20 protein-coding genes are annotated in these 20,303 nt (G+C 71.8%); 10 read left to right on the top strand and 10 right to left on the bottom strand.

Going from position 1 to position 20,303, the window contains the following annotated elements; genetic code table 11:
* Window positions 1–30: 30 nt before the first annotated feature.
* On the top strand, window positions 31–450 hold the full coding sequence (locus tag OG928_RS03065; RefSeq protein WP_406278785.1) for an SRPBCC family protein: 420 nt from the start codon (window positions 31–33) through the stop codon (window positions 448–450).
* 48 nt (window positions 451–498) lie between these two features.
* On the opposite strand, the gene OG928_RS03060 is transcribed toward OG928_RS03065, so the two are convergent.
* The 3 genes from OG928_RS03060 to OG928_RS03050 form a co-directional block, all read right to left on the bottom strand.
* Complete coding sequence (locus OG928_RS03060) at window positions 499–1,854, bottom strand: NAD(P)/FAD-dependent oxidoreductase (RefSeq protein ID WP_406278782.1); 1,356 nt, start codon at window positions 1,852–1,854, stop codon at window positions 499–501.
* Window positions 1,855–1,964: 110 nt separating this feature from the next.
* Window positions 1,965–3,269 (bottom strand): MFS transporter, encoded by a 1,305-nt coding sequence (locus tag OG928_RS03055; RefSeq protein WP_406278779.1) that lies wholly within the window; start codon window positions 3,267–3,269, stop codon window positions 1,965–1,967.
* A 78-nt stretch (window positions 3,270–3,347) separates the two neighbouring features.
* A complete protein-coding gene (locus OG928_RS03050; protein WP_406278776.1) occupies window positions 3,348–3,485 on the bottom strand; it encodes a hypothetical protein in 138 nt (45 codons plus the stop codon).
* 129 nt (window positions 3,486–3,614) lie between these two features.
* Here OG928_RS03050 and OG928_RS03045 point away from each other — a divergent pair, with 129 nt between their 5' ends.
* Both OG928_RS03045 and OG928_RS03040 read left to right on the top strand, forming a co-directional pair.
* Window positions 3,615–4,220 (top strand): HD domain-containing protein, encoded by a 606-nt coding sequence (locus tag OG928_RS03045; protein ID WP_406278773.1) that lies wholly within the window; start codon window positions 3,615–3,617, stop codon window positions 4,218–4,220.
* 52 nt (window positions 4,221–4,272) lie between these two features.
* Window positions 4,273–4,773 carry a hypothetical protein gene (locus OG928_RS03040; protein WP_406278770.1) on the top strand — a complete coding sequence of 167 codons (501 nt, stop codon included), beginning with the start codon at window positions 4,273–4,275 and terminating at the stop codon, window positions 4,771–4,773.
* 58 nt (window positions 4,774–4,831) lie between these two features.
* On the opposite strand, the gene OG928_RS03035 is transcribed toward OG928_RS03040, so the two are convergent.
* Window positions 4,832–5,605: an aminotransferase class IV family protein gene (locus tag OG928_RS03035; RefSeq protein ID WP_406278767.1), complete on the bottom strand. Its 774-nt coding sequence runs from the start codon at window positions 5,603–5,605 to the stop codon at window positions 4,832–4,834.
* A gap of 368 nt (window positions 5,606–5,973) precedes the next feature.
* On the opposite strand from OG928_RS03035, the gene OG928_RS03030 reads away from it, so the two are divergent.
* The 3 genes from OG928_RS03030 (at window position 5,974) to OG928_RS03020 (ending at window position 8,264) form a co-directional block, all read left to right on the top strand.
* Window positions 5,974–6,447 carry a hypothetical protein gene (locus tag OG928_RS03030; RefSeq protein WP_406278764.1) on the top strand — a complete coding sequence of 158 codons (474 nt, stop codon included), beginning with the start codon at window positions 5,974–5,976 and terminating at the stop codon, window positions 6,445–6,447.
* A gap of 81 nt (window positions 6,448–6,528) precedes the next feature.
* A complete protein-coding gene (locus tag OG928_RS03025; protein WP_406278762.1) occupies window positions 6,529–7,572 on the top strand; it encodes a phosphotransferase in 1,044 nt (347 codons plus the stop codon).
* Window positions 7,573–7,685: 113 nt separating this feature from the next.
* Window positions 7,686–8,264 (top strand): dihydrofolate reductase family protein, encoded by a 579-nt coding sequence (locus tag OG928_RS03020; protein WP_406278759.1) that lies wholly within the window; start codon window positions 7,686–7,688, stop codon window positions 8,262–8,264.
* Between the two features lie 82 nt (window positions 8,265–8,346).
* On the opposite strand, the gene OG928_RS03015 is transcribed toward OG928_RS03020, so the two are convergent.
* From OG928_RS03015 to OG928_RS03005, 3 genes are all read right to left on the bottom strand, one after another.
* Complete coding sequence (locus OG928_RS03015) at window positions 8,347–9,162, bottom strand: hypothetical protein (RefSeq protein ID WP_406278756.1); 816 nt, start codon at window positions 9,160–9,162, stop codon at window positions 8,347–8,349.
* A 264-nt stretch (window positions 9,163–9,426) separates the two neighbouring features.
* Window positions 9,427–10,215 carry a ferritin-like domain-containing protein gene (locus tag OG928_RS03010; protein ID WP_406278753.1) on the bottom strand — a complete coding sequence of 263 codons (789 nt, stop codon included), beginning with the start codon at window positions 10,213–10,215 and terminating at the stop codon, window positions 9,427–9,429.
* Between the two features lie 153 nt (window positions 10,216–10,368).
* Window positions 10,369–11,241: a RimK family alpha-L-glutamate ligase gene (locus OG928_RS03005; RefSeq protein WP_406278751.1), complete on the bottom strand. Its 873-nt coding sequence runs from the start codon at window positions 11,239–11,241 to the stop codon at window positions 10,369–10,371.
* Window positions 11,242–11,460: 219 nt separating this feature from the next.
* Here OG928_RS03005 and OG928_RS03000 point away from each other — a divergent pair, with 219 nt between their 5' ends.
* The 4 genes from OG928_RS03000 to OG928_RS02985 all read left to right on the top strand — a co-directional run bounded on the left by OG928_RS03000 (window position 11,461) and on the right by OG928_RS02985 (window position 16,301).
* Window positions 11,461–12,246 carry a histidine phosphatase family protein gene (locus OG928_RS03000; protein WP_406278748.1) on the top strand — a complete coding sequence of 262 codons (786 nt, stop codon included), beginning with the start codon at window positions 11,461–11,463 and terminating at the stop codon, window positions 12,244–12,246.
* Between the two features lie 241 nt (window positions 12,247–12,487).
* Complete coding sequence (locus OG928_RS02995; RefSeq protein ID WP_406278745.1) at window positions 12,488–13,939, top strand: MFS transporter; 1,452 nt, start codon at window positions 12,488–12,490, stop codon at window positions 13,937–13,939.
* A gap of 145 nt (window positions 13,940–14,084) precedes the next feature.
* Window positions 14,085–14,597 (top strand): GNAT family N-acetyltransferase, encoded by a 513-nt coding sequence (locus OG928_RS02990; protein ID WP_406278742.1) that lies wholly within the window; start codon window positions 14,085–14,087, stop codon window positions 14,595–14,597.
* A gap of 402 nt (window positions 14,598–14,999) precedes the next feature.
* Entirely contained in the window at window positions 15,000–16,301 is a 1,302-nt protein-coding gene (locus OG928_RS02985) for a phosphatase PAP2 family protein (protein WP_406278739.1), read from the top strand.
* Window positions 16,302–16,715: 414 nt separating this feature from the next.
* On the opposite strand, the gene OG928_RS02980 is transcribed toward OG928_RS02985, so the two are convergent.
* The 3 genes from OG928_RS02980 to OG928_RS02970 all read right to left on the bottom strand — a co-directional run bounded on the left by OG928_RS02980 (window position 16,716) and on the right by OG928_RS02970 (window position 20,290).
* Window positions 16,716–17,582, bottom strand: coding sequence for an SDR family NAD(P)-dependent oxidoreductase (locus OG928_RS02980; protein WP_406278736.1), 867 nt, complete (start codon window positions 17,580–17,582; stop codon window positions 16,716–16,718).
* The gene (locus tag OG928_RS02975) at window positions 17,579–18,790 is read right to left on the bottom strand and encodes an LLM class flavin-dependent oxidoreductase (RefSeq protein WP_406278733.1); all 1,212 of its coding nucleotides are present in this window, start codon (window positions 18,788–18,790) and stop codon (window positions 17,579–17,581) included. Before OG928_RS02975 ends, OG928_RS02980 begins: the two co-directional genes overlap by 4 nt.
* A 216-nt stretch (window positions 18,791–19,006) precedes the next feature.
* Window positions 19,007–20,290: a multidrug effflux MFS transporter gene (locus OG928_RS02970; RefSeq protein WP_406278730.1), complete on the bottom strand. Its 1,284-nt coding sequence runs from the start codon at window positions 20,288–20,290 to the stop codon at window positions 19,007–19,009.
* Window positions 20,291–20,303: the final 13 nt, after the last annotated feature.

The raw sequence follows: 20,303 nt of genomic DNA, 5'->3' as shown, positions 1-20,303 counted from the left end.
CCCCGTTCGCCGGCGGGATGGGGGATCACGATGTCCTACGACGAGAGCATCCACATCGACGCGGCGCCCGAGCGGGTCTGGGAGATCCTGATCGACGTCGAGCAATGGCCCACCTGGACCCGATCGATGAGCGTCGTCCGCCGGCTCGACCGCGAGCCGTTCGGCGTCGGCAGCCGCGTCTACGTCAAGCAGCCCCGGCTGCCCGCGTCGCGTTGGCTGGTCACCGACGTCGAGGAGGGCCGCTCGTTCACCTGGATCTCCCGCAGCGGCGGGGTGACCACGATCGCCGATCACCGGATCGAGGCCGGCGAGGGGGTCACGGTGTCGCTGGCCATCCGCCAGAGCGGCCTGCTCACCCCGCTGATCGGCCTGATCGCGGGCAAGTCGATCCGCGCCTACCTGCGGATGGAGGCGGCCGGCCTCAAGGAGCGCAGCGAGCGGGCGTCCTGACGGCGGCGCGGTCCCGGGCGCGACGCGTGACGCGCCGGGCCCGGCCTTTCACGGGTGTGGCGCGCGCGACCCCGTCCGCGCGGTGATCTCGGCCTGCGACAGGTAGGCGTCGGTCTTCTCCAGGTTGCCCATCCGCCCGTCCTGGTCGGACATGAAACCGAGTCGGACCAGGTCGTCGCCCGCGATCGCGTGCTGGAGCCAGTTGGAGAGCACGCGGGTGCGGGCCCGGATCGAGGGGACCGTCATCAGGTGGTACCCGCGCGTGACGGCCTGCGCCGGGAGGCCGCGCATCTCGCGGCCGAGCGGGCGGGCCACCGCCTGGGTGCCGCCGAGGTCGACCACCAGGCCGAGGTCCTTGTGCCGGAACGGCGTCAGCCGCTGCCCGCGCAGTGCCGCGACCACGTTGTGCGCGGCGACCTTGGCCTGCCGGTGCGCGTACTGCGCGGTGGGCGGGCAGACCGCGCCCTCGCCCTTGGCCAGGTCCGGCACGGCCGCGGCGTCGCCGAGCGCGAACACGTCCGGGTGGCCGGGCACCGCCAGATCGGCCGCCACCGCGAGCCGGCCGCGGACGAGGTCGGTGCCGAGCGTGCCCACCAGCGGGCTCGCGGTGACGCCCGCCGTCCACACCAGGGTCCGGCAGGGCAGCTTCTCGCCGGTGGTCAGGGTCACCGAGTCCTCGGTGATGTCCTGCACGCTGATGCCGAGCCGCACGTCCACGCCGCGCTTGGCGAGCATCTGGAGGGTGGCCTTGCCGAGGTTCTCGCCCAGCTCGGGCATCAGCCGCGGCGCGAGGTCCACGATCATCCAGCGCACCTGCGCGGGGTCCAGGCGCGGGAAGTGCTTGAGCGCGTTGGTGGTGAGCATCTCCAGGCACGCGGCGGTCTCGACGCCCGCGTAGCCGCCGCCGACCACGATGAACCGGCAGCGCGACGCGCGCTCGTCGGGGTCGATGCTGGAGTTGGCGATCTCCAGCTGGGCGATCACGTGGTCGCGCAGGTACACCGCCTCGGCCAGGTTCTTCATGCCGTGCCCGTAGGTGGTCAGGCCCGGGATGTCGAACGTGCGGGTGACGCTGCCGGGCGCGAGCACGAGCTTGTCGTAGTGCTCGTTGGTGACGTCGCCGGAGATCTTGCGGACCACGCAGACCTTGGCGGCGAGGTCGACCCCGATCGCGCCGCCCGGGAGCACGTGCGTGCGCTTGAACATCCGGTGCAGGGGCACCGCGGTGGTCCGCGACGACAGCACGCCGGCCGCCACCTGCGGCAGGAGCGGCCGGTACACCATGTAGTCCATCGGACTCACGAGCACGATCTCCGCCTCGCGGGGACCGAGGGAACGTTCCAGCTTGCGCACCGTCTCGAACCCGGCGAATCCTGCTCCGACGACGACCACCCGCTGCACCATGGTTGCCCCTTCCGGGATGGCCCGGGCAGGAACCCGCGACCGTTTGGCACATTTTGTCCCCAACATATGGGCGCAAATCGTGCCTCACGACCGGGGCGGGCCATCCGGGGTCATGCCGCGGGGCGGCTCGCACGGCGGGAGCGGCCCAGCGCGAAGCCCGCCGCGACGCACAGGACCGGGGCGGTCAGGAGGCCGGCGACCAGGTTGAGGCCGCCATAGCCGGCCAGGCCCAGGACGGAGCCCGAGACGGCGCCGCCGGCCGCGCCGGCCAGGTTCATCAGCAGGTCCGAGACTCCCTGTACACCCGGGCGTTCGTGCGCCGGGACGGATTCGCCGAGCAGCGCCGAGCCCGCGACCAGACAGCAGGACCAGCCGAAGCCCAGCAGGACCAGGCCGACCATCGTGCGCCACGTGGACGTGCCCGAGGTGCCGGCGACGAACACCGCGAGCAGCAGGATGAACTGGCCGCTCAGGATCACCTGGATCCGGCCGAACCGGTCGGCCGCCCAGCCGACCACGGGGGACAGGGCGTACATCCCCGCGATGTGCAGGCTGATAGTGAGCCCGACCAGGGTCAGCGCGGTGCCGTGGTCCTTCATGTGCACCGGCGTCATCGCCATCACCGACACCATCACCACGTGCCCGAACGCCACCGTCGCCAGTCCCAGCATCGCGCGCGGTGCCCGGCGGACCACGGCCAACGCCGCGCGCAGGCTGCCCTTGACCTGCTCCGTGTCGCCGAGGTCGGCGCGCGCGATCAGCAGCGGGTCCGGGCGCAGCGCGATCCACAGGATCAGGCCGGCGCCGCCGAAGGACAGGATCGAGAACAGGAACGGGCCGGCCAGCTCGGGCAGGCCGAGCGCGCGGCCGACGACGGCGCCGGGCTCGTTGAGGTTGGGGCCCAGGACCGCGCCGATGGTGGTCGACCACACCACGATCGACAGCGCCTTGGCCCGGCCGGTGTCGTCGGCGAGGTCGGTCGCGGCGTACCGGGACTGGAGGTTGGCGGCGGTACCGGCGCCGAACACGAGCATCGCGGCGATCAGCAGCGGGAACCACTCCAGGACCGCCGCCAGGACCACCCCGCCGGCCGCGACCGCCGCCACCGCCCATCCTGCGGTGAGCGCGACGCGCCGGCCGTGGCGGGTGGCCGCGCGCGACATCGGGATCGCGAACACGGCCGCGCCGAGCGTGATCGCCGTGGTCGCCAGGCCGGACCAGCTCTTGGAGCCGGACAGGTCCTCGGCGAGCAGCCCGCCGACGGTCAGGGCCGAGCCCATGCCCACACCGCCGACGATCTGCGCGGCGATCAGCGTGCGCACGGTCCGGCGTTGCAATGCGGTGCGGTCGACCCGCGGCGGATCGAGCTTCGGCGGGTCGACCGACTCGGGTATGGCCGGATCCAGGGCCGTCATAGCGTGGTTCACCACCGGTCTGAGAGGTACGGACAGACCCACAGGGTGGCGGATGGCGTCGGCCTCGCCCGAGTCGGGTCATTCGTACCGTAGCTCCACGGGCCGCACGGCCCGGTTCACCGGGGGCCGCGCGACAATCCCGGCGACCGTCACGCACAGGAGCACGGCGCCGTCGGCACGCGCGTTGGCCCACGGGTCGGCGAGCAGAAACGCCAAGATCATTACGGTGGAGGGCGCTCCGGGGCCTGTGCGAGGATGCCGTCGTTCCGTCGGCGATCGGTCTGTCATCGGTCCGCGATCGGTCCGCATCGGTCCGCAATGGGTCCGCGATCACTTGGAGTGGGGATGTTCGTTGCCGAGGTGGGCGGGGTCGAGGCGCCGGATACGGCTGCCGCTCGGGCCGCGTCCGGGGTGTGCGGGGAGTACGCGGAGGTCGGGCTGCTGAACCATTCGCTGCGGTCGTACTTCTGGGCCGCGTGGATCGGGGACGAGCGCGGGATCGGCTACGACGCCGAACTGCTCTACGTCGCGGCGCTGCTGCACGATCTGGCGTTGACCGCGCCGTTCGACAGCCACCGGCTCGCGTTCGAGGAGGCGGGCGCGCAGCTGGCCCGGGTCTTCGCGGCGGGCGCCGGGTGGGCGGACGCGCGCCGGGATCGGCTGGCGGAGATCATCGTGCTGCACATGCGGGACCACGTCGCGGCGGAGGTCGATCCCGAGAGCCACCTGCTCCAGCTCGCGGTGAGCGCCGACGTGTCGGGCGTCGGGTTGGACGCGTTCGACCCGGAGTTCTCGGCCGCGCTGCTGACGGCCGTGCCCCGGGCGGGGTTCGCGTCGGCGTTCCTGCACGCCGCGCGCGATCAGGCGGAGCGCAAGCCGGAGAGCGCCGCGGGGCGACTGATGCCGGGCGGGTGGGCCGAGCGGATCATGGGGAACCCGCTGGATCGCTGACGGGATCGGGGGCGGGCGGTACTCGTTGCGGACCGGACGGATCGGCGGAGACATGACCCTCGGCGCGCTCGACGACGACCAGGCATGGGCGCTGTTGCGCGCCCTGGACGACCCGGAGCGCCTGGCACGCCCGCTCGACTACGACCACGTCGCCACGCGGGCCCGCTTCGACCGGCTCGCGGCGCGGCTGGACGCGGACCTCGGGTGCGACTGCGCCGTGGACCGTGAGGACGGCGACGCGAGCCGGCACGGCACCATCGTCGTACCGGCCGCGGCCCTGGGCGAAACGGCGCGAGTCACCCTCACCGTCAGCAACTTCGGCGACCTGGTGGTGGCGAGCGTCGGCCCTCCGGACGAACGCGGCGGCGCGGCGCCCGCCCGCGTGGCGCCGGAAGACCTCGGCCGGATCGCCGCCGTGCTCGACGAACTCGGCTACACCGTCGTTCCGGAGGACGTCGTCCGGAGCACGTACGACGGGGCGAGCCGGCTCACCGAGCGGTACACCGTCGAGGACGCGCCCACGTGGTGGATCCGGTTCTTCGACTACCCGTGACGTGCCGGCCGGACATTCGTGGCGTGGCGGTCCGGGCGCGCGACCTGGTTTCCGCGAGCTAGAGGGGATCCCCCGGGATCGCGCGGTAGGTCTCGGCCAGCTCGGCCAGGAGGGGGTGGTCGGTCGGCAGTTCGTGTTCGCCGATCGCGCCGATCGGGCGCACCCCGATTGCCGTGTTGGTGGCGAACGCGCCCTGGACCGCCGCGAGTTCGTCGATCCGAAGGGGGCCGGTCGAGCCGGGCCGGCCGGCCCGCAGCAGCTCGGCCGTGACGCCGCGCAGGCTGGGGCCGTCCGGCCGGTGGACGCGGTTGCCTACGACGAAGGCGATGTTCCATGTACCGCCCTCGGAGATCCTCCCGTCCGGCTCGACGAACAGCGCGTCGTCGTAACCGGCGAGGATCGCCAGGCGGCGTTGGTGGAGTTGGCCGAACAGGCCCACGTGCTTGACCTCGGGCAGGTCGCGGCTGTAGGTGACGGGCAGGACATGCAACGGTGGCAGCGTCGTGGGCCCGGCCGGCCGGGTGGTGACCAGGATGTGCGGCGTGGCCGGGGCGGTCACGTCGGCCAGGCCGATCGCCGGGTCGAAAACCGTCACCCGGACGACGAACGCCCCCGCGCGATCGGCGGCCGCCCGGCGGACCAGGGTCAGCACCCGCGCGGGGTCGAGGTGGGCGTCGAACACGGTCCGGCAGTCCCGGACCAGGCGGTCCAGGTGCAGGCCGAGGCCGCGTACGCGGCCGTCCTCGACGCGCATCGAGGTGAAATGGCCGATGTTCGACAGGGCCAGCGCGGCGAGGTCTTCGGGGTGGGCGGGGGCGCCGTTGATCTCCACGCGGCGAGTGTGCCAGGCATCGCGGACCACCCGGCGGTGGCTCGCCTCCCCGTCGCCCCTTCTTTCCGGCGCGAAGGCACGGCCCGCAGGATTCGACCCAACGGATCCCGCGGGCCGTTCGTTGTCATGGGTTGGGAAGCGTGGGAAGCCAGACACAGGGGGACAGGGGACGGCCGGCATGAGCGACCAGGAGGACGTCCTCCGCGAGCTGATCACCACGAGGGGACGGTCCCTCAAGCGCTACGCCTTCGTGCTGTGCGGGGACAACTCGTCGGCGGGGTGCTCGCGGTCGGGGCGGTTCGGGACGGCGGGTCGGCCGCGGCGACCGGCCGACGCACAACCTGGACGAGACGCGATACGACGTGTTCATGTGCGGCAGGCCGATCGCCGGCCACACCGTGTCGGAGGCGGACGGGTTCTCGGTGACGATCCGATCGGTGCACGTGGAGCGGCCGGACCTGCCGGCCGAGGTGGAGGCCGTGATCAACGCGCCCACACCGATGGGCATGAACCCGTCCGAGATCTATCCGACCGTGCTGGTCCTGCGCGACGGCGTCGTCGTCGGTCCGGGCCGGATGAAGTCGAGGATGCTCAGGGAGCCCCTTTGGGGACCGCGGTACGAATGGCCGGCGGTCGAGCGCCAACGCGCCACCGAGGGCCTGTGCGACGACACGTGGGCGAACGTGTGGGCGCACCCGTCCCGCTATGAACTCGCGGTCGTCATGACCCCGCCGCGCACCGGCCCGGCCACGGGCTCGCCCGTGACCACCGAGGACGACCTGGGCGACCGCCCGGTGCTGATCGCCAAGGCCCGGTTGAGCGACATCCCCGTGCGGCCCTGACACCCGGTCGGACACCGCCGGGGGCGGGGCCTCGGCGGAGGGGCTCGCCGTCGCGTATCGAGCGGGTAGGGTGCCTGTCCCATGGGGAACCGGGTGCCGATCGGCGATGAGTTGCAGGCCTCGTTCGGGGCACCGAAGAAGGCGAAACTCCTGGACAGCAGCCCGCGTTCGCGGGTGTGGCGGGTCGAGTTCGGCGGCGATCGGGCGATCGTCAAGCAGATCACCGACGCGGGCGACAACCGCCACGGCGCCCCGGCCCGCTTCGCCCGCGAGGTGGCCGGTCTGCGCCTGGCCGCCCGCGGCCCGGTCGGCCCGGCCGTCCTCGGCACCGACCCCGCCGCGTGCGTCATGGTCCTGGAGTACCTCGACGACCTGGGGCGCGTCGACGACTGGATGCCCGGCTACGCCGCGGCGCTCGCGCGGCTGCATGCGCTGACCGGTCCGGCCGACGCGGGCGCGCTGCCGGCGTGGAAGCCGCCCTCGCCCACCGACGTCGAGTCGTTCCTGGCCTTTGCCGCGGCGCTGGAGGTGCCGGTCCCGCCGGGCGTACCGGCCGAGCTCGCCGCGCTGTTGGCGCGCCTGGATCCGGCCGGCAAGCACGCGCTGCTGCACGGCGACCCGTGTCCGGGCAACGACCTGCGGACCGCCGACGGTGTCCGTTTCGTCGACTTCGAGCAGGCCGCGCTCGGCGACGGGCTGATCGAACTGGCCTACTTCCGGATCGGGTTCCCCACCTGTTGGTGCGCGATGGCGGTCGCCGGGCCGCCGTTGGCCGAGGTCGAGGCGGTGTACCGCTCGACGTGGCGCGACCTGACCGGACGCGACGTCGACGTGGCCGAGGGCGTCGGGGACGCGTGCGCGGCCTGGCTGATCCGTGGCGACGCGCTGGTCGAGCGTGCCCACCGGGAGAGCGTGGACCAGCTCGCCCGGGTCCCGGTCGAGGACTTCGAATGGGGCTACGTCTCGGCCCGCGAGCGCCTGGTCCACCGGCTCGGTGCGGTTGCCGGGACGGCACCCGAATCGCTGCGCGAACTCGGCTCGCTGGCCCGCGAGTTGCGCGGACGAATGCTCACCGCGTGGCCCGGGCTGCGGCCGCTTCCGGGGCCGGCTACGCGTCCCTGGTGAGGCCGAGGCGGATTCCGGGCGGAAGAAAGAGTTGCGACCACTACGCTTGAAGTACTATAAACGTAGTCATCATCGCCCGGGCCCGTGTTCGGCCTGCTACAGAAAGAGTCCGCATGCGAAAGCTCACGTACTTCGTCGGCGCCAGCCTCGACGGCTTCATCGCCGACAAGGACGGCAACTTCGACTTCTTCCCGGTCGGGGAGGATGTCCTGGCACACCTCGTCGCCGAGTATCCCGAGACGATCCCGGTGCACGTCGCCCCGCACGTGGGCGTCACCCCGGATGCCGAGTTCCGGCACTTCGACACGGTCGTGATGGGCCGTGCCACGTACGACCCGGGCCTGAAGGCCGGCATCACCAGCCCGTACAGCCACCTGCGCACGTACGTCGTCACGCGCAGCATCGTCGAGAGCCCCGACCCCACGGTCACCCTCGTTGCCGACGACCCGGTCGCGAAGGTGCGCGAACTCAAGGCCGAATCGGGTGGCAAGGGCATCTGGCTGGCCGGCGGCGCACAGCTCGCGGGCGCCCTGATGGCCGAGATCGACGAACTGGTCATCAAGACGTACCCGATCCTGATGGGCACCGGAATCCCCATGCTGGCAGGCGAGTTGGACGTGACGCCGTTCACCCGTACGGGCGGTACGGTGCTGGCGAGCGGGACGTCGGTGGCGACGTACAGCAGGACGTGACGACGATGTGACGGTGTCTCGGTAGGCGAGGTCCGGTGGGGCCCGGTGAGGTCGGGTTGCGGTCGGGCGAGGACCGGCGAGGTCACGCGAGGCGGAGTTCGTAGTCGAGCAGGCGGTGTTCGATGCGCAGGCCGGCGAGCGGCAGCGCCTGACGCACCGTGCCGCCGATGTCGCCGTCGAACTCGAATACCGCGAGTTCGTACACGTCGGGGTATTCCCGGCGGAGCAGCCTGACCAGTTCCGCCAGCACGGCCGCGAGCATGTCGGCCTCGACCCCGGGGGCGACGATCGCCTCGGCCGCGTTGATGTAGGCCTCCCCGCTGGCGAGCGTGGCGATGATCTCGGCTCCCTCGCCGATCACGCCCACGTGCGGCGTGGGCAGCGACCGGACGCGGACGGCGGGCAGTCCGCCGGGGAGCAGCCAGTCGGCCGGATCGATCGTCCAGATCCGGGCGATCTCGCCGGTGGCCTTGGCCGCGAGCTCGTGCGCGGCCTCGCCCTCCGGGCCGGTGTCGGTACCGGTCCAGCGCAGGACGTGCGCGCCGGCCGCGCGGGCCTGTTCCGCGGCCCGGCGGTACATCATCCGGACCGCCTCCCGCTCCTCGGCGGTCGTCGGGGCGTCCCCGTCGTAGGCGCCGCGCACCAGGCGGCGGGCCAGTCGGCCGGCCCGCTCGCCCTGGGCCCGGAGGCCGGCGTCGCTCTGCCGGTACAGGCTCACCCAGCCGAGCAGCCGCCCCTCGTGCCGGGCGCTCACCGTCCCGATCCGGTCGTCCGCGTCGTCGACGCCGGCATGCGTCGCGGACGGTACCGCGAGCCCGACGGAGGCGTAGATCTCGGCGGCCGAGCGGTGTTCGGCCGCCGGCCCGCTGTCCCATTCGAGTGAAATATCAGGCTTCATGAATCCATCGTCCCTCGCTCGGCGGCTCGGCACCGATCTAGTACCGCCGACCGACTGACCCGGCATTGGAGGAATCTGATCCATTGTGATCGATTTAGGTTCGAAATAGGCGGCCGGGGCGCCGAGTTGGGCTCGACGAAGCCCGTGGGAGAAAGTTGACCCGCAGATGCATTCGATCATGACCGACATCAAGTGGGACGTGCTCGACGAGGCATAAGGCCGGCCGTCCCCGCCGTCCCCGCCGACCCCGACGCTCGCGGCCCGCTACATGTGCGCGTACGCGCGGCCGGTGTCGGGCCGCCGGATCGTGCCGGCGGCCGGGGCCGGCCGGCGGGAGGTGGCCGGGCGTGGGCCGCGGACGTGGGTCGTGGCCCGGTGGAAGTGGGTGGCGACCCGTCCGGCGAAGTGGCGGCGGGTGGTGCCCAGGCTGGTCAGGGCCTTGCCGTGGTCGTACAGGACCACCGCCGTCGCGCCCGCGGTGATGGCCCACCAGCCGGCCACGGCCACTGCGCGCGTTGCCGGGGTCAGGTCGGTGAAGGACGCGCGCAGGCGGTCGCAGTGGAAGGGGACGTGGCGTTCCTCGTCGGCCAGGATTCGGGCGGCGACCTCGGCCGCCAACGGGTCGTCGATGCCGTCGCGGATCGCGCCGTAGTAGGGGAGCGCGATGACCTCGGCGACCATCAGGACCATCAGTTCCAGGCGCAGGCCGAGTGAGCGGCGCAGGCGACGGAAGACCGCGTCGGACCAGTGGCCCGCGATCGTGGGCTCGCCGGCCGCGGCGAGCAGGCGTTCGAGCAGGCGGGCGTGGTTTTGTTCCTCGGCCACGAAGAGCCGGATCGCCGCCGTGTAGTCCGGGTCCGCCGCGTCGACGGCCTTCGCGATCAGGATGCGGCCGTCGCTGCCCTCACCGACCTGGAACCGCTGCATGCTGCGTACGACCGCCGGGTCCAGGCGCGCGCCCGCCTCCCACGCGGGATCCCCCCGCTCCGCGCGCCGTAACGCCTGCGCCTCGAAGTCGCGCAGCCACCCGCCGAAGTCCTCGATCGCCGTCATGGGCTCCCCTCCCGATCCGAACGCGTCCGGTGTCGACGCATCCGATGTCAACGCGTCGACGTCCCTGCGATGTCCTTGCGGAGGACGCACCGGAGGGTCGACCGGTTGTCGGCCCCGCCGACCGGCCGGATCGGAGGCGGTTCGAAGAAGCGCCTACGGGTTCAGGGCCGTCACGATCGCGTCGGCGAAGCGGTCGGCCGCGCCGGGGGCGTAGCCGAGGAACAGGGACGGCTCGGTCAGTTCGAGTTCCAGGAGGGTGGGGGCGCCGTCGGCGGCCGGGATCAGGTCCACGCGCGCGTACAGCAGCGGGCCGACCGGGATCTCGGTCAGGACCCGTGCGCCCACCGCGAGTTCGGCGGGGGAGGGCTCACGCAGTTCGATCTGCTCGTCCTTGTACAGGCCCTCCTCGACCGGCTCGGCCGAGCCGTCCAGCATCGGGCCCTTGCGGACGGCGTGGCTGAAGACGCCGTCGAAGTAGACGAGCGCGGTCTCGCCGACGGTGTCGACGGCCTCGAGGTAGGGCTGGATCATGACGGTGCGGCCGGCCGCGAGAAGGCTGGTGGCGTGGCCGGCGGCCAGCGCCCGCTCCTCGGGGGAGCCCAGGTCGTACCGCGCGGTGTCGAGCGAACCTGCGCTGACCGCGGGCTTGACCACGTGTACGCCGGCGGTGGGGAGCGTGACCGTGGAGTCGGGTTCCAACCACATCGTCTCGACCACGGGCAGGCCGACCCTGGTGAGGTCGCGCAGGTAGGTCTTGTCGGTGTTCCAGGCCACGACGGCGGCCGGGTTCGCGAGGCGCGGCACGGACTCGGCCCACGCGACGAACTCCTTGCGGCGTGTCGGGTAATCCCACACCGAGCGCAGGACCACCAGGTCGTACGCGGCCCAGTCCACCGTCGAGTCGTTCCATACCGCGGGCTCCACCAGGATGCCGCGCGCGGCCAGCGGTTCGAGGAGCAGGCGCTCGTCCGGGTCGAGGGCGGGCAGCTCGGCGCAGGTGGCGAGGGCGACGCGGGGTTCGATCATGAGGTCAGATTATCCGGACAGGCGGATGGATCATCGCACAAGTCCGGCAGTGTCTCCGCCGAGGCGGCCCGTCCGACGAAAAGCGCGATTCGCACTGATTTACGACGGTGTTGGTGCGGTGAGAGTGATGAACACGACGTACGGCGGCGACAGTGCGTCTAGTTTCGGCCCGTCCCCGGGGGTGAGAACCACTTCAGGAACCGAAGCCTTGGGGGCACCGTGGTCAGTACTCCGGACACCGCGCCCTTCGGGCCGGCCGAGATCGTCGCCGTACGACACGGCGAGAGCACCGCCAACGCGGCGTTCGCCGCGTCCGCCGCCGCGTCCGCCGCCGCGATCGAGGCCGGCCGCGAGAGCGACGACGCCGACATCGATCCCGACATCGATCCCGATATCGCGATGACCGGTCGCGATGCCGATATTTCGCTCACCGCGCTCGGCGAGGACCAGGCCACCGCCGTCGGACGCCGGTTGGCGCTCAAGGGCGAGACCCCGGACGTGGTCCTGGTCTCGCCCTACCGCCGGGCCCGCTCGACGATGCGCATCATCGCCCGCGAGGCGGCCCGGGTCGGCCTGCTCCTGCCCCGACCGCGGCGCGACGAGCGGCTGCGTGATCGCGAGATGGGCGTCCTGGAACTGCACACGACCGCCGCGATCGAGCGGCTGTACCCCGACGAGGCCGCGCGTCGGCGCCGGGTCGGCGACCTGTACTACCGCCCGCCCGGCGGCGAATCGCTCGCCGACGTCGCCCTTCGCCTGCGCACGCTGCTGACCGATCTGCGCCATGACGCGCCGGGAGCGCATGTGCTGATCGTCGGGCACGACGCGACCGTCCTGATGCTGCGGTACATCCTGGAGGGTCTCACCGAGACCGACGTCGACCGCCTGGTCCGCACCGACCCGGTGGGCAACGCCTCGATCTCCCGCTGGCGCGCCCGCGACGGACGCCTGCGCGCCATCCGCTACAACGACATGCGCCACCTTCGGGGCATCGACGTGCATTGAGCCCGCGCTCCACCGCAGAACGCGGCCCGGGCGGGGCCCCAGGCCGACGCGGTCGGGCAACTGGACGGCCGATATGCGCCGGCAAGCGCTCGCGCCGATCGATTGCATGGGAGTCGGGTGGGCCTCTGCCGGGTGCCGCCGTCTCTCGCGCAGCCGAACTGGAGCCCCGACCGTGTCGATCGATGTCCCATGCCCGCAGGTCCCTCATCCGCGTGGGGTCGGGTCACGGTGGGCGCTGCCGGTGTTGCTGAGCGCGGTTCTGGTCACCACGCTCGACTTCTTCGTCGTCAACGCGGCGCTGCCCGCGATCGAACGGGACCTCGGCGCGAGTGACACCGCGCTGCGGTTCGTCGTGGCCGGCTATGGTCTGGCCTATGCGGCCGGGCTGATCACCGCCGCACGATTGGGCGAACTGTACGGTCAGCGGCGGGTGTTCAGCGTCGGCGTGGCGGCGTTCACGGGCGCGTCGGCCGGTTGCGGGCTGGCCGGGGACGCGGCGGGGCTGGTCGGCTGCCGGATCGTCCAGGGGGCGGCCGCGGCCCTGATGGCCCCTCAGGTGCTGGTGCTGATCGGCGAGTTGTACCCGGCGGGAGCCGGCCGGGCGCGTGCGTTCGGCCGATACGGGGCCACCGTCGGGCTCGCCGGTGTCGGCGGCCAGGTGGTCGGCGGGCTGCTGATCGCCGCCGATCCGGCCGGGCTCGGCTGGCGGACCTGTTTCCTCGTCAACCTCCCGCTCGGCATCGCCGCCCTCGTCCTGACCCCGCGATCGATCCCGGCGCCGCCCCCGTCCGCGACGCCGCCATCCGCATCGCCGGAGGAATCGCTCGACCCCGTCGGGGCGCTGCTGGTCGCGGCCGGACTGACCGCCGCCGCCTGGCCGTTCCTGCACGGCGGTGGGGCCGGCCCGGCGTCGTGGCGGCTGCTCTGCACGGCGGGCGCGGTGGTGCTGCTCGCCGGGTTCGTCCGGCACCAACACGGTCGGGTCCGTACCGGCCGGCGGCCGCTCCTGGATCCCGCGCTGTTTCGCGAGCGCGGCCTCCCGCTCGGCTTGGCCGCGGTCGCGCTGCTGTTCGGCGCCTCGGCGGCGCTGTCGACCGTGCTGCCGCTGTACCTCCAACTCGGTTGCGGGATAGGCCCGTTGGCCGCCGGCGGGGTGGCCGCGGCGCTCAACGTCGGCTTCCTCGTCGCCGCGGCCGGGACCGGGTGGCTGTACGGCCGGTTCGGCGACCGGCTCTCGACCGGCGGCGCGCTGCTGCTCGCGGGCGGGCTCGGTGTGGCCGCGGGTGCCCCCGGCGCGGGGAGCGTCGCCGTGCCGGTACTGATGCTCGGGCTGTTGCTGAGCGGGGCCGGCATGGGGCTGGTGATGGCGCCGCTGACCTCGGCCGTACTCGCCGGCGTCGCTCCCGCGCGGGTCGCGGCCGTGTCCGGGGTGGTGGGCACGTTCCAGGAGATGGGCGGAGTGCTGGGCGGCGCGGTCGCGGCCTCGGCCTTCTTCGGTGTGCTCGGCGGCCCGACCGGGGCCATACCCGCGAACGCCCCACGCTGGGACGCGGCATTCCGCGCCGGCATCGCGGTGCTCGTCCTCTTCGCCCTGGCCGTCGCCCTCCTGACGACACTGCACCGCCGCGGCTCACGTACCCGCTCGCGCACGATCGTCGTGCCGACCGAGCCACCCGCCACCACGCGACGGTGACATCGGGAATCGGGCGCCGTTCCGTTCGGCGCGGTTCATCGCGGAGAACCCCGAGTGCTCGGTGTGCGTGGTCGAGGTGCAGCGGCATTCACCGCTGTACTGGAAGACAATGGGGCCGATCTTGAGCTTGAAGGTGGGTGGAGCCGTGGTGGAGCTGCGTGCGTTCACGGTCGCGGACGCGGATGACCTCGTCGCATGGATCGACGGGCCGGCGGAGCTGGTGACGTGGGCCGGCCCCACATTCACCTGGCCGCTGGACGAGTCGCAGCTGGCCGGGTACGCGGCGGAGTCGGGTCGTCGAACCTGGATGGGCGTCGATCCGGAGACGGGACGGTCCCTGGCGCATACGTCGCTGCGACTGGACGCGGAGGGCACATCCGGCAGGCTGCAACGCGTACTGGTCGCTCCGGACGCTCGGGGCCGCGGCGTGGGCGAGGCGTTACTGACCGCAGTGCTGCGAATCGCCTTCGATCAACTGCACCTGGAACGCGTCGAGTTGGGAGTATTCGCGCACAACGAACACGCGCGGCGCCTCTACGAACGCCTGGGCTTCGAGGTGTACATGGTCCTGCCGGACGTGGAGCGGGTGAACGGCAAGTCCTGGACTGCACTGCAAATGCACCTGATCAAGACGAACTGGTCCACACTCGCCGAATAGGCGCAATATCGGCGATTTAGATCTTTCTTCGGCGAGTCGGTGCGATCTTGGTCGATCCGACGCGTGTGATCGAGGCCGCCCACCGCCCACCGCCCACGCCGTGTGTCTGCCCGGAGTGCGCGAGGCCCCGCGGATGGCGACACCGTTGGCCATGCGCTGGGCCGCCTCGCCGAGGGTTGGTCGTCGCGGGCGGCGGATCCTGGGATGGACAGGCCGGCGAAACCCACCCGCGCCGCTCCGATAACATGATCAACCCAATAACGATCGCCCTGAGCGCCAACCTTCACTAGAAAGCCGCGCAATCTAGCACGAAGGGTGATCTCTTTACTAAAATCTCACAAATCGGCTAAGTGATTGATATTCATAGTATTGCGAATGTTTTCGCGAATAAGTCGCAGAACCATGGTCGCCGTGCAGCGTCATTCGCGGGCGATTCGGTGGGCCGCAGCGGGTGTGTCGGTCCTCGGATTCCTCGTCGCCTTGGAGATCGCCTCACATAGCTACGGCCTGCCAGGGCCGGTCGTAGGCCAGGTGCGGGAGGTGATAGTCGCCCCCCATTCGGGGCCGCTGCTGTATGCCGGCTTGGCGTTGATGATGGTGGTGCTCACCTGGCGGCAACGGCTCATCGCGGTTGGTGCCGCGATCGGCATCGACCTCGCCTTCTGGCTGGTGCGGTGGCTGGTCGACGCCAAGATGAAGTACGGCAACGGCGCGTTCCTGGTGATTTTGGCCTATGCGGTCATTGCCATCACGCGCCGCACCGGCCGGGAACGGACCCTGCTGCTGAAGGGCGTCGGGCTGGGAATGCTGCTGGTGGCAGGCCACAAGACTGGCGATACCTGGCTGGTCATCACGTCGGAGACCCGCCCGGTTGTGCTCGACCCGTACGTGGCGACTGCCGACCACGCGCTGGGTGACCCGTCGTGGCTGATGGGCCGGATGGTTGAGGCCGGCGGCCCGATCGGCTCCCATGTTCTCGGCTCTGTCTATGGTCAACTCCCGCTGGCAGCGGCCATCGTTGCGCTGTACCAACTGCGCCACGTGGCGGTCGAGCGCCGCTTCCCGCGCCATCACCTGGTGCGCACCTTTCTGGTCATCGGCCTGCTCGGTCCGGCCATCTACATGATCTTCCCGGTGGTCGGACCGATCTACGCCTACGGCGCCGAGGGCGGGCAATGGGCGGTGGCCAACCTGTGGCCGGACACGCCGCCGCCGATCGATACCCCGCACTCGATACGGTTCGACGACATCACCCCTCGCAACTGCATGCCCAGCCTGCACACGGCGTGGGCTACCACGATCTTCATCCATTCCCGCAAGGGCTCGCGGTTCTTCCGATTCGCGGGAACGTTCTGGCTGATTGCCACGCTCGCGGCCACGCTGGGATTCGGCTACCACTACGGCGTGGATCTCGTGGCCGGTGTGGTGTTCGCGCTGACGATCGAGGCAGGGATGCGCTCGCTCGACCGTGGCTGGGACCGGGCAGGAATCCTGCTGGTCGTCTACGGCGCGCTGGTTTTCGCTGTGCTCTTGGTGTCGTACCGCTATCTGCCGATGGAGATGGCCAGACATCCGTGGGTGTTCGGACCACTGCTCATCCTGGCGATGACCTCAGTCATCTACTGCTTCGTGCGGACCACCAAGCTGTGGGAGCCGAAAACCGCACCAGCGGAGCAACCGGAACCGCAACTCCTGCCGGCGTGATCGCTGTGCGGCCACGACCGAGGAGAGCGGCGGAGCCGCGAACGGGCGGCGGAGCCGCTCGAAAGCTCGAAAAGAAAGACAGCCGACGGTCGGGCACGGGGGAGTGGACCCGGCCGTCGGCGTCTCGATACCTCGGGGCGGTTGATGCGCCGTCGCGCACTGGGGGTGTCAGGTCCCCGGCCGCCCCGGTAGGTGCCCTTTGGTTTCCCGGCTCCGGGGGTGGAAAAACGGCGCGGATCGAAGAGGTCGAACCCGGCCGGACCAGGCCGCCAAGCGGTCGCGCGCACGACCATTCGAAGGCGATAACGTCATTACCGGTCAGAAACATGACGCCTCGTCAGGAAGCGGAAGGACAGCCACCGGACCCGCTCGACCGCAGGCCCCCCGCCCCCTCACCCGCTGCGCACGCGCCCGTCACCCACCGGCCGACAACCGATCCAACGCGCCGATCAGGTCCGGATAGCGCCGCGTCCGCGCGCCCCCGTCGACGCCGTACACGCTGCCCGAGACGAACCCGGCCTCGTCCGAGGCCAGGAACAGCACCACCGCCGCGACTTCCGCGGGCTCGGCGAAGCGGCCCAGCGGGGCGTTCTCCACGTACTCCTCGACCACCCCGGGGACGTGCCACATCCCCGACGTCGCCTGGGTCCGGATCAGCCCCGGCGCCACCGCGTTGACCCGCACCCCCGCCGACCCCAGCTCCAGCGCCGCGACCTCGGTCAGCGCGACCACGCCCGCCTTGGCCGCGCAGTACGCGCCCATGCCCCGACCGGCCTGGACCGCGTTGAGCGAGGCCATGTTGATGATCGAGCCGCCTCGGCCGTCCTGCGCGCGCATCACCCGCCCCGCGTGCTTGACGGTCAGGAACGCGCCGTTCAGGCACAGGTCCACCACCCGCCGCCAGACCGCGTAGTCGTGGTCGGCCAGTTCCGCCGCCGTGCCGCCGCCTGCGTTGGCCACCGCGACGTCCAGGCCGCCGAACGCGTCCACGGCGGCCTGTACCAGCGCCGCCACATCCTCCTCGACGGTGACGTCGCACAGCCGCGTGACGCACCGCTCCGGGCCCAATTCCTCGGCGAGCGCCGCCAACCCGGCCGCGTCGATGTCGCCCGCGACCACGTACGCGCCCTCGGCCGCGAACCGCCGCGCGATCGCCTGCCCGATGCCCGCCGCCGCGCCGGTGATCAGTGCGACCTTGCCGTCGATCCGCCCGCCGACACCGGCGACACCGCCGACACCGGCGACACCGGCGACGACGCGCCCGTCCCGAGCCGTGCTCATGCCGTGGTCCCCTTCGTGTTCTCGTAGTCCTTCATCGCGCCGCCGACCGCCTGCGCGGTCTGGTCGCGCCAGGTCTGCGACAGGCCGACCTGCCAGTCGTGCGACGCGATCGGGCCGTGCGAGGCGCCGGTGAAGTACGGGATCACCTCGCGGGCGATCAACTCGTACGAGCGCCGGGTCGCCTCCGGGTCCGCGAAGTCGGCGCCCATGAACAGGTACGTGCCGAAGCCGCCCGACTTCTGCCACAGCCGCTCGATCTGTCGGATCGCCATCTCGGGCGTGCCGCAGATGAAGGAGCCGGTCGCGTTGCCGTGCTCGATCCGCTCCTCGAGCGGCGTGTTCGGGTCCAGCGAGATCGGGAGCACCTTGGCCTGGTAGTCCTGGATGCCCTTGAGCCCGTAGGCGACCTCCCGGCGCGCCTGCTCCTCGGTCTCGGCGATGTGCATCATGCCCATCAGCCGCCACTTGGACCGGTCCATGGTCCGACCGTGCCGACCCGCCACCTCGTTCGCGACCGCCCAGTGCGAGCCGAGCGCGTCGAAGCCGCCCTCCTGGCTCGCGGCGATCGACAGCATGCCCGCGCCGAATCGCCCCGCGGTACGCGGTCCGGCCGGCGAGAACGTCGCCGCGACCGCGATCTCGAACGACGGGTGCGTGTAGGGCCGCAGCTGCAACTGCGCGTCCCGCAGCGTGAACCAGTCGCTCTCGCGGGTGACCGGCTCGCGGCCGGCCAGCAGCTCGATGATCGCCTCCAGCGACTCCTCCATCATGGCCCGCTGGCGCGCGGTGTCGATGCCGAGCATGTGCGCGTCGGACGCGAGCTGGCCCGGGCCGACGCCGAGCATGATCCGGCCGCGGGTGAGGTGGTCGAGCAGGACCATGCGGTCCGCGACGTGCAGGGGGTGGTGGTAGGGGAGCGAGACGACGCCGGTGCCGAGGCGGATGTGCCGGGTGCGGGCCGCCGCGCTCGCGATGAACAGCTCGGGGGAGGCGACGATCTCCCATCCGCCGCTGTGGTGTTCGCCGATCCACGCCTCGTCGTAGCCGAGCCGGTCCAGGTGCTCGACGAGCGCGAGGTCCTGCTCCAGCATCAGGGTCGGGTTGCGTCCCGCCTGATGGAACGGGGCGAGGAACACTCCGAACTTGAGCGGACTGCGCGTGCCCTGGACGACCTGCTGAGCGATCTGCTGCGGTTCCGTGTGCGCCACCGCGACTCCCTTGCCTAACCCCGAAACTGATGACCCGTCACGGTTTCAGGTTGCGATGCGCGAATCAATAGACGCACTATGCGAAAGGAGTTGCCTGGGAGGTGCCTCGGGATCGCGTCGGAATCGCCGCGGAATCGCCGCGGAATCGCGGCGGAAGCGCGACGGAATCACCTCGGAATCACCTCGGAAGCGCCGATGCCCGCATGCCGCGGCCCCTCACGCCTCGACCCCTGCCCGCCCCCGGGTCAGCGCCAGCGCCGCCACCGCCGCCGCCGAGCACACCGTCATGCCGAGGAACAGCGGCACCGCCGTATGCCTGCCCGCCACGCCCATCAGTGGGGCCACGACCGCCCCGAGCACGCTCTGCAGCGTCCCGAGAACGGCCGAGCCGGCCCCCGTGGCCTGTGGCACCCGCTCGATCGCCAGCGCGGTGGCAGTCGCGAAGACCTGCCCCAGACCGAGGAAGCCGACGCCGACCAGGCCCAGCGCCCAGAAGCGGTCGAGCCGGCCCGCGAGGGTGATCAGCAGCGCGCACGCACTCGTCGCGGACATCGTCAGCAGGCCCACCCGGAGCAGCAGGCGGGGGTCGTAGCGGGCCACGAGCCGGACGTTCGCCACGCTCGCGAGCGTGGCCGTGAGCGCGCCGACCGCGAAGGCCACCGACGACTCGCGTACGCCGAAGCCCAGCACGTTCTGGAGCAGGAAGGGCGATGCCGCGATGTAGCAGAACAGCGCGCCGCACCCGAACGCGAAGGCGAACGCGTAGCCCAGATAGGCCCGGTCCCGCAGGACGCCGGCCGATGCCCGGACGACCGCCCGCACGCCGCCTCCGCCGCGCCGCTCGACCGGCAGGCTCTCGGGCACCGCGAACAGCGCGGCCAGGAAGGTCAGCAGCGACGCGCCGGCGAGTATCCCGAAGACGGCCCGCCAACCCGCGCCCGCGACGACCACCCCGCCCACCAGCGGCGCCACGATGGGCGCGATCCCGCCCAGCGCCATCAGCACGCCGAACAGCCGGGCCGCGGCCGCCCCCGACGCCAGATCCGATACGACCGCCCGGCCGACCACCACACCCGCCGCGCCGCTGAAGCCCATCACGAACCGCAGCGCGATCAGTGTCCACAGCGAGGGCGCCACCGCACACAGCGCCGTGGCCACCGTGCACACCGCCGCCCCGATCAGGATCGGCCGCCGCCGGCCGCACCGGTCGGAGAGCGGCCCCAGTACCAGCTGCCCGGCGGCGAGGCCGAACAGGAAGGCGGTGAGCGTCAGTTGCAGGCCCGACGCGTCGGTGTGCAGCTCGTCGGCCATCCGTGGGAAGGCCGGCAGGTACATGTCGGTGGCCAGCGGGACGACGAACGACAGGAGGGCGAGCGCGGCGGTGAGCGCGAGTGGGGTCGGGTCGGCGCCTGCGCCGGGGTGCGGAACGGGTGACCGCGGCGACTGCGGTGGTGGCGACTGTGGCGGCGTGGGATGTGTTGCGGCGGGCTCGATGGACATGGGTGTGCCTTCC

Source organism: Embleya sp. NBC_00896 (assembly GCF_045207785.1).
GTDB lineage: Bacteria > Actinomycetota > Actinomycetes > Streptomycetales > Streptomycetaceae > Embleya.
This window is presented reverse-complemented; position numbering and strand designations above follow the sequence as displayed.